Source organism: Nodosilinea sp. AN01ver1 (genome assembly GCF_050565655.1).
GTDB lineage: Bacteria > Cyanobacteriota > Cyanobacteriia > Phormidesmidales > Phormidesmidaceae > Nodosilinea.
Window position 1 is genome coordinate 64,992 of the sequence record NZ_JBNXVS010000011.1, and the last position, 14,786, is coordinate 79,777.

The following is a 14,786-nucleotide window of genomic DNA, read 5'->3' on the forward strand; positions in this document are numbered from 1 at the left end:
ATTTGGAACCCAACACTGGCCTGGGTTTGTTGGGTTGCGCTGGCGCTTCACCCAACCTACGGTTTTAGAGTTTTACTTGACGGCCCCAAAGGTGAGACCTCGCACCAGCTGCCGCTGGCTGACCCAGCCAAAGATCAAGATGGGCGCGATCGCCAGGGTCGAAGCGGCAGATAACTTGGCCCAGAACAAACCCTGGGGACTAGAGAAGGACGCGATAAACGCCGTCAGCGGAGCCGCGTCAAACGTCGTTAAATTCAGGCTCCAGAAGGCTTCATTCCAGGACAAAATGATCGACAGCAGCGCCGTGGAGGCAATCCCCGGCAGTGCCAATGGCAGCAGCACGTGCCGCAGTTCCTGAAATGTGGAGGCACCATCCATGCGATCGGCCTCCAGAATTTCCTTGGGCACTTCCTTAAAAAAGCTGTAGATCATCCACACCACAATCGGCAGGTTGATCAGCGTGTAGATGATGATCAGGCCGATGCGGGTGTCGAGCAGACCCGTCTCCCGCGCCAGGATGTAGATCGGCACCAGCACACCCACGGCGGGCAGCATCTTGGTGGAAAGCATCCACAGCAGCGTGCCCTTGGTGCGCTTGGTGGGGAAGAACGACATGGCGTAGGCCGCCGGAATCGCCAGCAGCAGGGCCAGAATCGTCGCCCCCAGGGAAATCACCACGCTATTCCAGGCGAAGGTAAAGTATGACGCTCGTTCCTGAATGGTGACGTAGTTCTCCAGGGTGGGTCGGAAGAAGATCTGAGGTGGGGTCGCCACCGCCGCTACTTCGGTCTTAAAGCTGGTGATGAACATCCAGAAAATGGGGAAGAACAGCAGGCAGGCCACCAGCCAGCCCAGCACCGGAATCCACCAGCGAGTAGAGGTATGACTTGCCATATCAGGTGTCCAAATTACGAGCAACACTGCGCATGAGGAAAATCGCCACGATGTTGGCCAGCACGACGGCGATCAAACCGCCCGCCGACGCACCGCCCACATCGAACTCCAGCAGCGCTTTCAGGTAGATGTAGTAGGCCAGGTTAGTGGTGGCGAGGCCAGGGCCGCCCCCCGTCGTCACGAAGATTTCCGCAAAGATGGTGAGAAAGAAGATGGTCTCGATCATGGCGACGACCGCGATCGCCCGGCTCAAGTGGGGCAGCACCACAAAGCGAAACAGCTGCGTGGCACTAGCGCCATCCATCCGCGCCGCTTCCATCTGGTCGGCATCCAGCGACTGAATCGCCGTCAGCAAAATCAGCAGGGCAAAGGGCATCCACTCCCACGACACGATGATGATGATCGCCAGCAGCGGAAAGTCGGCGAACCAGTCGATTGCCCCCAGGCCCAGCCCCCGCGTGATCTGGGCAAACAGCCCGTTCACCGGGTGCATCAGCATGTTTTTCCAGATCAGGGCGCTGACCGTGGGCATGACAAAAAACGGTGAAATCGCCAGCACCCGCGCGATGCCGCGCCCGGCAAAATCCTGGTTAAACAGCACCGCGCAGAGGGTACCGAGGCCAATCGTAATCGCCAGCACCGACACCACCAGCACCAGCGTGATGCCGATGGAAATCCACAGCGCCGGGTCGGTGAGAATGTAGGTAAAGTTGGCGAAACCAACGAACTCGCGCTCGTCTGGAATCAGCAGGTTGTAGCGCTGGAAGGCAAACCAGATCGCCATCGCCAGCGGCACCACCATCCAGAGCACCAGGGCAATCACGGAAGGGGCCACTAGCAGGCGGGCGGGGATGCGCTGGTGCGATCGCGCCCGCGCGGGCGGCGGTGGTTGTTGAGGTCTTGTTACTACGGTGGAAGTCATCTTAAAAAGGAGGTGAGGGGATGGGGGGATAGGGAGGATGAGGAGATGGAGAGGATGAGGAAATGGGGGGAATGAAGGGATTACGTCTTCACCTTCCTCACCTCCTTATCTTCCTCATCTCCTTACCTTCCCCAAGCAAGCGCTACTCGATATACCCGGTGTGCCGCATGAACCGTTCGGCGACGTTCTGCGATCGCGCGATCGCCTGCTCAACCGAGAGGTTATCGGCTAGGGCCGCCGCCATACGCTGACCCACCTGGGTGCCGATCGCCTGAAATTCAGGAATATCGACGTACTGCACGCCCTTGTAGGGGGTGGGTTTGGGGGAGGGGTTGGTGATATCGGCGGACTGAATCGAGTTCAGCACAATTTCGGCGAAGGGGGCCTCAGCCTGGTAGTTGGGGTTGGCGTAGGTGGATTTGCGGGTGCCCGGCGGCACAGCGACCCAGCCATACTCCTCCGCCACCAGCTGGATGTACTCCTTAGAGGTGGCCCAGGCCACAAAGCGCTCGGCGGCTTCCGGCGACTGGGAGGTTGCGGGAATGGCTAACGCCCAGGACCACAGCCAGTTGGAGCCATTGGGGTAAGACGCTACCGGAGCACGGGCGAACCCGACCACATCGGCCACCTGGGATGCTTCTGGGTTAGACAGCAGACCAGCCGCGACAGTAGCGTCGACCCACATGCCACACTTGCCAGTGGAGAACAGGGCCAGGTTTTCGTTAAACCCGTTGGAGCTGGCTCCGGGCGGCCCGTACTGTTTCATGATGTCCACGTAAAAACTGATCGCGTTTTGCCACTCGGGCGTGTCAATGGTGGGGTTCCAGTCCATATCAAACCAGCGGCCACCATAGGTATTGACCAGGGTTGAAAGAAAGCCCATGTTCTCGCCCCAGCCCGGTTTGCCCCGCAGGCAAATACCGTAGACGCCGTTCTCTGGGTCGTGGACCTGGCTGGCCCAGTCAGCCACCTGGTCGTAGGTCGGATTTTGGGGCACCGTAATGCCTGCTTTGTCAAACAGGTCGGTGCGGTAGTAGAGCATCGAGCTTTCGCCGTAGAAGGGCACCGCGTAGAGGGTGTCTTCGTAGGAAAGCCCGGTGCGAATGGGGTCGAGCAGGTCGTCGACGTCGTAGTCGGCGGGCAGCCCGTCGAGCGATCGCAGCCAGCCCCGCCTGGCCCAGATCGGCGCTTCGTAAGACCCAATCGTCAAGACATCGAACTGACCGCCCTGGCTGGCCACATCGGTGGTGGTGCGCTGGCGCAGAATATTTTCCTCCAGCACGACCCAGCGCAGCTCGATATCGGGGTTATCGGCCTCGAACTGGCTCGACAGCTCCTGCATCACCACCATGTCGCCGTTGTTGACGGTGGCAATGGTGAGGCGAGTTTTGCCGCCCGCCTGCGGCCCTGCCGAACAGGCGTTGACAAGCTGCACCAGCAGGAGGCCAATCAGAAAGGCCACCAGCCCTCTGGCACGCCTACTAGCACGGCGAAAAAGGTGCATCGCACGGCTCCTCGAATTTCAAAAAAATAAACTAAGTTGAATTTATGCCCTAGTAGTGGGCAAAAGCCCAATAATGGAATCATACTGATGTCGCTTCCCAAGGGTGAGACGTTCAGTAGTATTCGCAACAATTCTTGATTGCAGTTCTCACACTGAGGCCAGCTGTATGAGCGCGACGGCAACCTATGCTTTCCGGGGTAAAACCATCCTGATCACGGGCGGGGCGGGGGAAATCGGCAGGGCCACCGCCCACCGATTTGCCGCCGATGGGGCAACCGTTGTGTTGCTGGATATTAACGACACTAAGCTGACCGAGGTAGCCCAGGCGCTCAAAGACGGCGGCAATTCGGTTCATACCTTTTGCTGCGATGTGACGAGTGCTGATGAGGTGAAACAGGTATTTGCGGCAGCGGTTGAGCAGACAGGACAGATTCACTACGTCTTTAACAACGCGGGGTACCAGGGCGCGTTCGCCAAAACCGACGAGTACCCCGCAGCAGACTTTCAAAAGGTGATTGACATCAACGTGGTGGGCGTGTTTCACGTGCTCAAAGCTGCCGCCCAGCATTTACGCGACGGCGGCGGGGCGATCGTCAATATGGCCAGCCACGCTGGGGTAGACGGGCCGCCCAACATGCTGGCCTACGCCGCCTCCAAGTTTGCGGTCATCGGTATGACCCAAACGGCAGCTAAAGACCTGGCTCCCTACGGCATTCGCGTTAATGCTCTATCGCCGTCGCTGATTGGCCCCGGCTTTATGTGGACCCGGCAGACGGAACTGCAGGCGGGGGTAGGGTCGCAGTATTTTGATGCCGACCCCAAGGTCGTCGAGCAGCAGATGATCAACTCGGTGCCCCTGCGGCGGTTGGGAAAGCTGGAAGAGGTTGCTAACGGCGTCGCCTTTCTGATGAGCGATGAGGCCAGCTACATCACCGGGTTCAATCTAGATGTCACAGGGGGGCAATAGAAATGAGCAAATATTCTCTAGTGGAAGTAATGCTCAATCTATCTTTGGTCAGATCTTTAATCGCATAAGATTCTTACTTTAGGCAGTGGTGGGTTCTGAGGTGAGCGATGGGAGATATTTATTTAGAAAAGCGCGACCGCAAACTCGACCTGGCAGCCCATGCGGCCTGGCTGTACTACATCGCTGGCAACACTCAGGAAGAAATTGCCTGCAAGCTGAATGTGTCGCGGCAGTCGGCCCAGCGGCTGGTGGCGCTCGCCGTCAGCGAAAAGCTGATCAAGTTTCGCCTCGACCACCCCCTTAGCCACTGCATTGCCCTGGCCGAGGCCCTGCGGGATAAATTTGCGCTCTCTCTATGCGAAGTCGTCCCCAATTCCGCTGACGGCAGCGACCCCTACAACGGTTTGGGGGTCTGCGCGGCTACCCACCTGGAGACCTATCTAGTGGCAAAATCGCCCTCCGTGCTGGCCTTTAGCTCGGGCCGTACCCTGCGGGCTATGGTCGACCAAATTCCGGCGATGGATCAGCCCCAGCACAAGATCGTCTCGATTGTGGGCAACATGTCGCATTATGGGCTAGCGGGTCGCCACGATGTGGTCATGCACTTGTCTGACCGGGTGGGCTCGCAGACCTACCCGGTGCCCACGCCAGCGGTTGCCACCAGCGTGGAAGAGCGCGACCTGCTGCAGACCCAGCGATCGTTCACGGCGGTCAAAGCGCTGGCGGAGCAGGCCAAAGTCACCTTTGTTGGCGTTAGCCACATCGCCTGGAACGCCCCTCTGCACGAGGATGGCTTTATCAACGAGGCCGAGCTGACCGAGCTGATCGAGCTGGGAGCCGTCGGCGAAATTGCGGGCTGGGCCTTCGACGTCCAGGGCATGTTGCTGCGCCAGGGCACCAATACTCGCGTAGCTGGCGTGCCTCTACAGCAGCCTGCCCAGCGCCTGGTAATCGGCGTCGCAGGCGGGCCGCGTAAAACCGAAGCCATTCTCGCCGCCCTCAAGGGCCAGCTGATCAGTGGGCTGATTACCGACGAAGCGGTGGCCACGGCAATTTTGGCCAAATGATGCGCCCTTGCCCCCAGGTCAACTGAGGCCTGCCAACCCATTTGGAGAAAACCATGACCGAGCCTGTTATTTGTCTGGGAGAGTATTTAGTCGATCGCCTGTTTGAGGTCGGCCAGAACCGCCAGCGTTCCTCAGCAGAATGGACGGACTACCCCGGCGGTGCCCCGGCCAATGTGGCCGCCGCGATCGCAAAACTCGGCACCCCCACCCGCATGGTCAGCTGCCTGGGCCAGGACGACGTGGGCGACTGGCTGATTGGGGTCTTAAAGGAGCAGGGGGTTGCCTGCCAAATTCAGCGCTACGCCGCTGCCCCCACTCGGGTTGTGCTGGTGGAGCGGGATGAGACGGGCGATCGCAACTTCATCGGCTTTAGCGCCCCCGACCCCGCCGCCTTTGCCGATGCCCACCTTTCCTCAGAGTGGATTGACGGCGTTGATTTTACGGGGGTGAAGTATCTGGTGATGGGCACGCTGGGGCTCGCCTACGCCACCACCGCCAGCGCTATGGAGCGGGCGCTCGATAAAGCTAAGCAGGCGGGAACCAAGATTGTGATTGACCTGAACTGGCGTCCGGTGTTTTGGCCTGACGTAGAGCTTGCGCCGCCCAAAATTCACGAGTTTTTGCAGGCCGCCGACCTGCTCAAGCTCTCCCGCGAAGAAGCCCTGTGGCTGCTGGATACCGACTCTGCCACTGAGATTTGCCAGCAGTTCCCCCAGTGTGAGGCCGTGCTGCTCACCGACGGGGGCAACGGCAGCACCTGCGCCACCAGGCAGCACAGCCTTTCGCTACCCGCCTTTGATGTCGACAGCATCGATACCACCGGGGCGGGGGATGCATTTCTGGCGGGATTTTTGCATCAGCTCTGTCAGCGGGGCTGGGAAAGCCTGCAAGGGGCTGAGGCGATCGCGGAGACTCTGCGCTATGCCAGCGCTGTGGGGGCACTGACGACGCTGAAACCGGGGGCGATCGCCGCCCAGCCCACGGCTCAAGACGTCGATCAATTCCTGACAGCCTTCAGCACCTCGTAGAGCGGGGTGTAGCGCTCAAACGCCGCCTCGTAGGCGTCCTGTTTCTGCGGCTGCACCGCCTCGATCGCCTCCGGCAGCAGGTCAAACGCCGCTTCCAGAGTTGAATAGGCCCCCACCCCCACCATCGCCAGAATCGCCGCTCCGTAGGCCGCCCCTTCCTCGGCTTTGGGGGCCACTAGTTCGGTACCCAGTATATCGGCCAGCAGGTGGAACCAGAGGGGCGATCGCACCCCGCCCCCGGTGGCCAACAGCTGGTTTACAGGCGCAATGTCTTGAATCACCTCCAGCGCCGCCCGCAGGCTAAAGGCGACCCCCTCCAGCACCGCTCGAATCAGGTCGCCCTGGGTGTGGGCCAGCGACAGATTCACCCAGGCTCCCCGCGTGTCGGGGTCGAGGTAGGGGCTGCGCTCACCCGCCAGATGGGGCAAAAACAGCACGCCCCGCGCCCCCGGCTCCGATTTTTCCGCCAGCGCCATCAGGTCGGCAAAGCCAATGTTGGGGGCAAAGGTGTCGCGGTACCAGCGCAGGGCACCCCCCGCCGCCAGCGTTACCCCCAGCAGGTGGTAGCCGCCGTCGGCATGGCAAAACAGGTGCACGCGCCCCTCGGGGTCGGGGGTGGGGCGATCGCAGGGGGCAAACACCACCCCCGACGTGCCAATGCTGAGGCTACCCCGACCCAGACTGCGCTCAGAAATGCCCAGGCCGATCGCCGCCGCCGCATTGTCACCGCCGCCAGCCACTACGGGCAAGCCATCGGGCAGCCCGGTGCGATCGGCCATTTCTGGCCGCAGCCGACCGACGATGGCTGTCGATGCGACCACATGAGGAAACAGCTCCGGGTTTAGATCCAGCGCCGATAGAATGTCTTTGTCCCACTGGCGGCTGGCCAGGTTTAGACAGCCAATCCCCGAGGCATCCGAAGGCTCCGTCGCCGCTGCCCCGGTCAGCACGTAGCCTAGGTAGTCCTTAGGCAGCAGGATTTGCTGCACCTGGTCGTAGGCCTGCGGTTCCTCTTGGCGCAGCCACACCAGCTTGGGCAATTGGAAGCCTGTAATGGCCGGGTTGCCAGTGCGCTGAATTAGCTCCTGTCGGGGCACCGCTGCCTCGATCGCCTCGACCGCTTTACCCGTGCGTTGGTCATTCCACAGAATGGCTGGGCGAATTACCTGGCCCGCCCCATCCAGCGGCACCATGCCGTGCATCTGCCCCGAAAGCCCCAAGGCAAGCACGTTCTGCCCGCCGAGCTGTCCTGCCACGGTCCTCAGAGCTTTCAAAGTAGCATCCACCCAGTCGGAAGGATGCTGCTCGGTCCAGCCGGGGTGCGGCGTCAGCAGCGGGTAACTCTGGGTGGTTTGGGCCACCACCTGGCCCTGCAGATTGACCGCGATCGCCCGCACGCCGCCCGTACCCAGGTCTAAACCAATCACTACGTCCGCCAAGTTAACCTCCCCATCCCTTAGTTGCCATCATTGCCCTCAAAATAGCCGTCCCTAGCCCCTTTGGGGCGGATTCACCAACGACTCCGCTCAGGGAACGGTTGAGTGCGTTTTCATCGGTTGGAGTGACGCGCCAGCGTCATGGACTGCTGCTCTGCTAGTTCAGCTCAGCCAGCGACGGCTGCTTGGGTCCTGTCCGTTCGCTGGCGGAGGGCTGTTCAATGGGTTCCCCCGTCGCCACCACCGGCTCATCCAGACGGCTTTCCTCCCAGGTGATCAGGCGCGCGCCGCCTTTACGGGTGAAGTAGCTCCACAGCCACTGGATCATCACCACCAGCTTGTTGTCAAACTCAATCAGAAAATAGATGTGCACAAAAATCCAGATCAGCCAGGCCGGCAGGCCTGAGAGCTTGAACCGCCCCATATTCACCACCGCCTCGTGGTGGCCAATCACCGCCAGGCTGCCCGCATCGTCGTAGTGAAAGGCCGCTAAATCGCCGCCCCGCAGCCGCTGCCGAATTAGCTTGGCGACGTAGGCCCCCTGCTGCATGGCCACGGGCGCAACCCCTGGCAGGGGCTGGTTCTCCTCCGGAGAGGCTGCGCCAACGCCCTGGTGGGCAAAGTGGGCCAGATCGCCCACCACAAAGATGTTGGGCTGCCCCGGCAGGCTCAGGTCTGGGTTCACCATCACCCGGCCCGAGCGATCGAGCTGGGCACCGGCTCGGGTGGCCAGCACCTTGCCCATCGCCGAGGCCCTGACCCCGGCGGCCCAGAGAATGGTTTTGGCCCGAATCTGCTCGGTGCGATCGCCCTGGCGCACCGTCACCACATCGTCGTCAATGTCGGTCACCAGCGACTGGGTGCGCACCGTCACGCCCAGATCCTTCAGGGCCTCGGCGGCTTTGGCCGACAGCTGGGCGGGGTAGGGCGGCAGCACGCGATCGAGCCCTTCGATTAGCAAAATGCGGGTTTCGGTGGTGTCAATGTGGTGAAATTCGTCCCTGAGCGTGTGGGAGGCTAGCTCGGCCAGCGCTCCGGCCAGCTCCACGCCGGTTGGCCCGCCGCCCACCACCACAAAGGTCAGCCAGGCCCGCCGCCGCTCTGGGTCCGACTCTTTTTCAGCCGCTTCAAACGCGCCAAAAATTCGCTTGCGCATTTCCAGGGCATCTTCAACGGTTTTTAGCCCCGGTGCGGCCTCGGCCCACTGATCATGGCCAAAGTAGTGGTGGCTGACACCCGTGGCCACAATTAGCGTGTCGTAGGGCAGGGTTGTGTGGTTCAGCGTTACCTGCTGCTGCTGGGGGTCAATATCCATCACCGTGTCCATCAACACTTTGACGCGGCGATAGCGGCTGAGAATAGCTCGCAACGGCGATGAAATATCCCCAGGTGACAGCTTGCCCGTCGCAACCTGATACAGCAGCGGCTGAAATAAATGAAAGTTGCGTTTGTCAATTAACGTGACGTCAACCTGTTTAAGCTTGCCTAGCGCTTTAGCGGCATAGAGCCCGCCAAACCCTCCCCCCACAATCACAACCCGGTGAGGATTGGTCTCAGTAGCGATGTCTTCCATGGACTTGGCTCCATCTCAAATCGTCTTTGCTGAAGCCCGTTGAAGAAGTACCAGAGTTCAACGATTGCTTCATTAGGTGGCTTTATTACAGGTGCGATCGCTTTATTAGACAGACATTTTCAGCCGATTTATAAATAAATGCTGCTGGCCCTATCAACCAAAAAACATAGTTAAATAGGCCGCCTTAATTATTCGTAGGATGTGTTATCGCGCCAGCGTAACGCATCAGCCCAGACCTCCCGGTGCGTTGGGCTGTCGCCACAACTCACCCTACAGCCTCCTCTACTGAGGACCACCTACTTAGTCGCAGCTGGGTCAAAAAAGCGATCGCCTGAATTAAAGCGAACTAGCTTCAGTGTAAGTACTCCAACGTAGCTTGTGGGTTATCTAGACTTTTTGTGACGGTGTTGAGAACAGACACAGGCTCTCTGCAATCCAACGTAAATTGTGATTGCTCGTAGGCAATAGGTCTCACCTGCACGGCCAAGATGCCTATCTACCGCAGGGGTTACGTCTCGGCCAGCACCGATTGATAGACCCGATAGGCCTCATCCCCAAAGCAGATGAATCTCACCTGCTCGATCGCCAGCGAGACTTTTAGCGCGGTACTGACTTCGGCGATCGCAATCTGAGTCGCTCGCTCTAGCGGAAAGCCATAGACCCCGGTGCTAATGGCGGAAACGCCAGCGTGCGAATGTCATACTCCAGGGCCAGGGCCAGGCTGTGGCGGTAGCAGCTGGCCAGCAGATCATCTTCGTTGTGCTGCCCGCCGCGCCACACCGGCCCTACGGTGTGAATTACCCACTGGGCGGGTAGGTTGTAGCCTGGGGTAATTTTGGCCTGCCCCGTCGGGCAGCCGCCCAGCTGCCGACAGGCGGCCAATAGCTCTGGCCCCGCAGCGCGGTGGATGGCCCCATCGACACCGCCGCCGCCCAGCAGCGATTCATTAGCGGCATTGGCGATCGCATCGACGTTCTGTCGGGTGATATCACCTCGAAGCACGACTAGGCGCTCTAGCGGCTCAGATTTGGGCATGGGGTCGGCCTGCAAACGGGGGCAATTTCATCATGCACCACCGCTGCGGCATCGTGCTCCTAGGGTGCAAGCTGGTGGCCATTAAATAACCCCTGATGCAGAGCGCACCAGGGGCAGTTTCGGTATATAAAGTTCGCTATAGGTCGGCGAGAGCGGCCAACGCCCCCCTTCGCATGCCTAGACCGACTCTGGCGAGTTTAGTTCCCGACCCGAGCGTGAAAACCTGGGCCGAAAAAGCAGCTTTCATGGCGGGGACATTGAGCGGGGGGATTGCCCCGTTACTGCTGGCGAGATTCGTTGCGAGGCAGAGCTGTCTGGACGCATCCCACTGGCGTAAAATTGCCACTTGCAAACGTGGGCTACACCGAGCTGCCTACCTACTTACTCTTTGCTAAAAGGCACCTCAAAGGTATATTCATCGCCGTGCTCTAAAACCTGAATTTGGGTCTTTAACTGAGCGGCTTCTGCGGCCTCAATAAAATCACTCAGCGGTGATTTCATAATGGTGTAATCGTTGAAGTGGATGGGAATCGCCACCCGTGGCGCAATCAGCTCAATGGCCTGAATTCCTTGTTCAGCATTCATTGTCAGCAAGACCCCTAAAACTTTGGTGCCGCCCAGGTGAATGAGAGCCAGATCAATATTGGGGTAGCGCTTGGGAATCTCTTCCAGAGGTTGATGCATCAGGGTGTCGCCGCTGATGTAAAGGCGAAAAGGTGGGCGATCGCCCAATCGCTGAAACTCCAGCAGACTGCCGTTTACGCAGGGCAGTAGCGCGGCCAGAAACGGCGGCCCATGTCGCCCCGGCATGGCCGTCAGCTGTAGATAAGAATCGCCTTTGACCAGGGTGCGCTGTTCCCAGTGGTGCAGCCCGTAGGTAGCCCTAAACCCTTTATGAGTCAGTTTTCGGGCCGCTTCATGGGTGGTCAAAATGGGCAGATCTTTGTTTAATTTTTGCTCTACTACGCGATCGAAATGGTCTTCATGCATGTGGGATAGCAGCACAAAGTCAATCGGCGGCAGGTCTTCTAGCTCCATAGCCGGATTGGTTCTGCGGGCCGATCGCAGGCCATAGCCCAGGTGCACGTGTTCACCCCGATGCAAAAAGTTAGGGTCGGTCAAAATAGTAAAGCCGCCGTAGCGAATGATCGTTGTGGCATTGCCGACAAAAACAATCGACCCGGTTTGAAAGTCTGGGGCTTGTCCATCGTCGGGCAACACAAGCTGAATGGCAGCTTTATCGGTAGCAGGCGGAGATTGTGTCATAAGCTTTTGTTAAGCAGCGCTGGTTTTAACAGCTTGAAATCAACCCAGAGTTTGCTTATTTTTCTTGAGTATAAAAACAGGCAAAGTAGTCCCTAGATACTCTTGTCATGGTGAAACTAATGCCGACCTTTCTTGCTCTATCTAGGGACGAATCTGCTAAAAAGTTACGCCCTTCGGCAGAATTTGCCGTGGAACCTTTCCCCTCCGCTTCTATGGCTTTGTCATCTCAACCATGCGGCAGAGCCGCCAACAAGCATGCCAATGCAGAGCTTTGGCACGAGGGGCAGCGAATACAGTGATAGTGCCCTAGCTAAGCTTGGTCAGCAGCTTCAGCAGTGACTGCGTGCGCGGCGTCAGCAGGGTGCGGCGATAGGCATCGGCGGCTTTCTTAATCGCCTCGGCCTGGGTGGGGTAGGGGTGAATGACGCCGCTGAGGGCGCTCAGCCCCTGCCCGGTGACGATCGCCAGGGTGATCTCGCTGATCATCTCTCCGGCGTGGCGGGCGACGATGGTGGCTCCCAAAATTTTGTCAGAGCCTTTTTTGTGCAGAAGTTTCAAAAAGCCCTCGCTCTCCCCGTCGGCCAGGGCGCGATCGACCGATGAAAACGGGATTTCGATCGTGTCAACCTCAATGCCCTGCTGCTTGGCCTCGTGGGCATAGAGCCCTACATGGGCAATTTCGGGGTCGGTGTAGGTGACCCAGGGCATGACCAGGCTGCTGAGCTTGCTGCGGCCCAGACCAAAGGGGGCAAACAGGGCATTTTTGATCACAATGCGGGCGGCGGCATCGGCGGCGTGGGTAAATTTCCAGTCCATGCAGATGTCGCCAGCGGCAAAAATATGGGGGTTAGTGGTTTGCAGATGGTCGTTGACGACCACGCCCCGGCGGCGATCGTACTCGACCCCGACGGCCTCTAAGTTGAGGCCATCGACGTTGGGCACCCGTCCGGCCCCGACCAAGATTTCATCGACTTCTACGGTTTTGAGTTCTGCCGCATCGGTTTGACTGTAGTGGAGCCGCTTGCCTGTGGCGGTTGTCTCCACACGCCCTAGCTTGGCCTCCAACACCAGATTGAGCCCTTCTTGGCGCAGCTGCTGCTGCACGATCGCGGCGGCATCGGCATCTTCGCGGTTGAGCAGGTGGCTGTGGTTGTGCAGCAGCGTGACCTCGCTGCCCAAACGATGAAAGGCCTGGGCCAGCTCGCAGCCGATGGGGCCACCGCCAATCACCGCCAGGCGACGGGGCCGCTCGGTGAGAGAAAACACCGTTTCGTTGGTGAGGAACCCGGCCTCGGCTAAACCCGGCACATCGGGACAGTGGGCGCGGGCACCGGCAGCGATTACGGCTTTTTTGAAGGGCAGACGGTGCTCGCCCACCTGCACCGTTTTGCCATCGACAAAGCGGGCCTGGCCCAAAAATACGTCGATGCCCAGATTGCTAAAGCGCTCGACCGAGTCGTGGTGGCTGATGTCGGCCCGAATCTGGCGCATGCGGTCCATGACGGCGGCGAAGTCAACCTCAATCTGCTTGGGCGGCTGAATGCCAAAAGACGCTGCCTCGCGCATGTCGGCCACCACCCGCGACGAGCGAATCACGCATTTGGAGGGCACGCAGCCCACATTCAGGCAGTCGCCCCCCATCAGGCTTTTTTCGACCAGGGCCACCTTGAGCCCCAGCCCCAGCCCCGCCGCCCCGGCGGCCACCACCAGCCCGGCGGTACCGGCCCCAATTACGACCAGGTCGTAGTGCTGAGCCGGGGTGGGGTTCACCCAGTCGGGCGGATGCACATGGGCTTGCAGGGTTTGGTTGTAGCGGTTGAGCGGCTGCAGGGCGGGCTCAGGGTTGAGGGATGGGGCCGTCATAGTTGGGTTGAGAGAAAGGCGGGCGGTACGGTTTGCTCGTAGTGTAGGCCTAAACCCAGCCAGCGATCGCAGCCATCACCACAGCCCAACCCTAAAACCACCGCCTGAGAATACCCTGAGGGCTGGCTGCGCGATCGCCTCAGTCGCCGCCGCCCAGCATGATGGCAATGGGCCGACTCGAGCCGAACTCGCTGGCGAGCAGCATCACGGCGGCGGTCATGGGTACGCCAATGAAGGCCCCAGGAATGCCCCACACCCAGCCCCAAAACACAATCGACAGCAGGGCGACAAAGGGCGACAGCTTGAGATACTTGCCCTGGAGCTTGGGATCGACAAAATTGCCCAAAATCGTTTGCAGCACCGCCAAGCCCACCAGGGTGGCCGCGCCAACGGCGGGGCCTTGAAACAGGGTAGCCACCAAAGCCGGCACGATCGCCGCAATAATCGACCCCAGGGTGGGAATAAAGTTGAGCACAAAGGCCAGCAGCCCCCACACAAAGGCCAGCCCCACCCCCAGCACCCAGCACCAGAGCGAGGTCAAAACGCCCGTAATTACGCTGGTAAAGGCGACTACTAAAAAGTAGCGGCGCAGCTTTTGGCCCATGCTCGACACCGCATGAATGATGTGGTCACCGACCTCGTCGGGGAAGGCGCGCTGGGTGCGATCGCGGTACTTACCCACCTCCAGCAGCAGCAGCGCCAAAAACGACGCCACCAAAACCAGCAGGCTGAGGCTGCCCAGCACCGACTGCACCCCGCCCACCGCTCGCTGCAAAAGCTGTGACATGGCACCATCCGACGGCTGCCCGCCCGTGGGCAGCCCGTGGTTGCCCAACCAGCCCTGGGCCGACTGGGCCAGCGACTGCAGGCGATCGCCATACTGCGGCAGCTTGGGTGCGACCAGCTCCAGGCTGAGTTCGATCGCCCCCACCAGTAGCCCCACCACAGCGCCCAGCACCGCCAGCACCCCCACCATCGCCAGCCACTTGGGCACATAGCGCTCTAGCCAGGCCTGCACCGGGTAGGCCACGACCGCAATAAAAAAGGCAAAGGCGATCGGCATAGTCACCGGGCGGGTTAGGCGCAGCGCCTGCACCGTGAGAATGACCGCAATGATAATCAGCAGAATTGGCACTAGCCGACTCTGGATCTGGGTCAGGCTGGGGCGATCGGGGGTCATGGTGTCGTTGCTCCGTGGCACGTGGGGTCAAGGTTGAATCTGCCGATCGCA

Annotated in this window: 11 protein-coding genes and 1 pseudogene; 3 read left to right on the top strand and 9 right to left on the bottom strand. The window is 60.0% G+C overall.

All coding sequences use genetic code 11. The annotated features are described in order from the left end of the window. Positions 1–72: 72 nt before the first annotated feature. The 3 genes from ACQ4N7_RS11305 to ACQ4N7_RS11315 form a co-directional block, all read right to left on the bottom strand. Positions 73–894: a carbohydrate ABC transporter permease gene (locus ACQ4N7_RS11305; RefSeq protein ID WP_430711707.1), complete on the bottom strand. Its 822-nt coding sequence runs from the start codon at positions 892–894 to the stop codon at positions 73–75. A 1-nt stretch (position 895) separates the two neighbouring features. After that, positions 896–1,816 carry a carbohydrate ABC transporter permease gene (locus ACQ4N7_RS11310; RefSeq protein WP_430711708.1) on the bottom strand — a complete coding sequence of 307 codons (921 nt, stop codon included), beginning with the start codon at positions 1,814–1,816 and terminating at the stop codon, positions 896–898. Positions 1,817–1,958: 142 nt separating this feature from the next. After that, positions 1,959–3,320: an ABC transporter substrate-binding protein gene (locus ACQ4N7_RS11315; RefSeq protein WP_430711709.1), complete on the bottom strand. Its 1,362-nt coding sequence runs from the start codon at positions 3,318–3,320 to the stop codon at positions 1,959–1,961. A 166-nt stretch (positions 3,321–3,486) separates the two neighbouring features. On the opposite strand from ACQ4N7_RS11315, the gene ACQ4N7_RS11320 reads away from it, so the two are divergent. From ACQ4N7_RS11320 to ACQ4N7_RS11330, 3 genes are all read left to right on the top strand, one after another. Continuing rightward, positions 3,487–4,287, top strand: coding sequence for an SDR family NAD(P)-dependent oxidoreductase (locus ACQ4N7_RS11320; protein ID WP_430711710.1), 801 nt, complete (start codon positions 3,487–3,489; stop codon positions 4,285–4,287). 107 nt (positions 4,288–4,394) lie between these two features. Next, a complete protein-coding gene (locus tag ACQ4N7_RS11325; protein WP_430711711.1) occupies positions 4,395–5,354 on the top strand; it encodes a sugar-binding transcriptional regulator in 960 nt (319 codons plus the stop codon). 53 nt (positions 5,355–5,407) lie between these two features. Continuing rightward, positions 5,408–6,382 (top strand): carbohydrate kinase family protein, encoded by a 975-nt coding sequence (locus ACQ4N7_RS11330; protein WP_430711712.1) that lies wholly within the window; start codon positions 5,408–5,410, stop codon positions 6,380–6,382. Here ACQ4N7_RS11330 and xylB read toward each other — a convergent pair. The 6 genes and pseudogenes from xylB to ACQ4N7_RS11360 form a co-directional block, all read right to left on the bottom strand. After that, the gene (gene xylB, locus ACQ4N7_RS11335) at positions 6,352–7,821 is read right to left on the bottom strand and encodes a xylulokinase (RefSeq protein WP_430711713.1); all 1,470 of its coding nucleotides are present in this window, start codon (positions 7,819–7,821) and stop codon (positions 6,352–6,354) included. The genes ACQ4N7_RS11330 and xylB overlap by 31 nt on opposite strands. 154 nt (positions 7,822–7,975) lie before the next feature. Beyond that, positions 7,976–9,391, bottom strand: a complete 1,416-nt coding sequence (locus tag ACQ4N7_RS11340; RefSeq protein ID WP_430711714.1) for an NAD(P)/FAD-dependent oxidoreductase — start codon at positions 9,389–9,391, stop codon at positions 7,976–7,978. A gap of 508 nt (positions 9,392–9,899) precedes the next feature. Further along, positions 9,900–10,426 (bottom strand): annotated as a pseudogene (locus ACQ4N7_RS11345) (O-acetyl-ADP-ribose deacetylase). A gap of 381 nt (positions 10,427–10,807) precedes the next feature. Beyond that, positions 10,808–11,692 carry an MBL fold metallo-hydrolase gene (locus ACQ4N7_RS11350; protein ID WP_430711715.1) on the bottom strand — a complete coding sequence of 295 codons (885 nt, stop codon included), beginning with the start codon at positions 11,690–11,692 and terminating at the stop codon, positions 10,808–10,810. Between the two features lie 306 nt (positions 11,693–11,998). Then, complete coding sequence (locus ACQ4N7_RS11355) at positions 11,999–13,555, bottom strand: mercuric reductase (RefSeq protein WP_430711716.1); 1,557 nt, start codon at positions 13,553–13,555, stop codon at positions 11,999–12,001. 139 nt (positions 13,556–13,694) lie between these two features. Then, positions 13,695–14,735: an AI-2E family transporter gene (locus tag ACQ4N7_RS11360; protein WP_430711717.1), complete on the bottom strand. Its 1,041-nt coding sequence runs from the start codon at positions 14,733–14,735 to the stop codon at positions 13,695–13,697. Positions 14,736–14,786 lie beyond the last annotated feature (51 nt).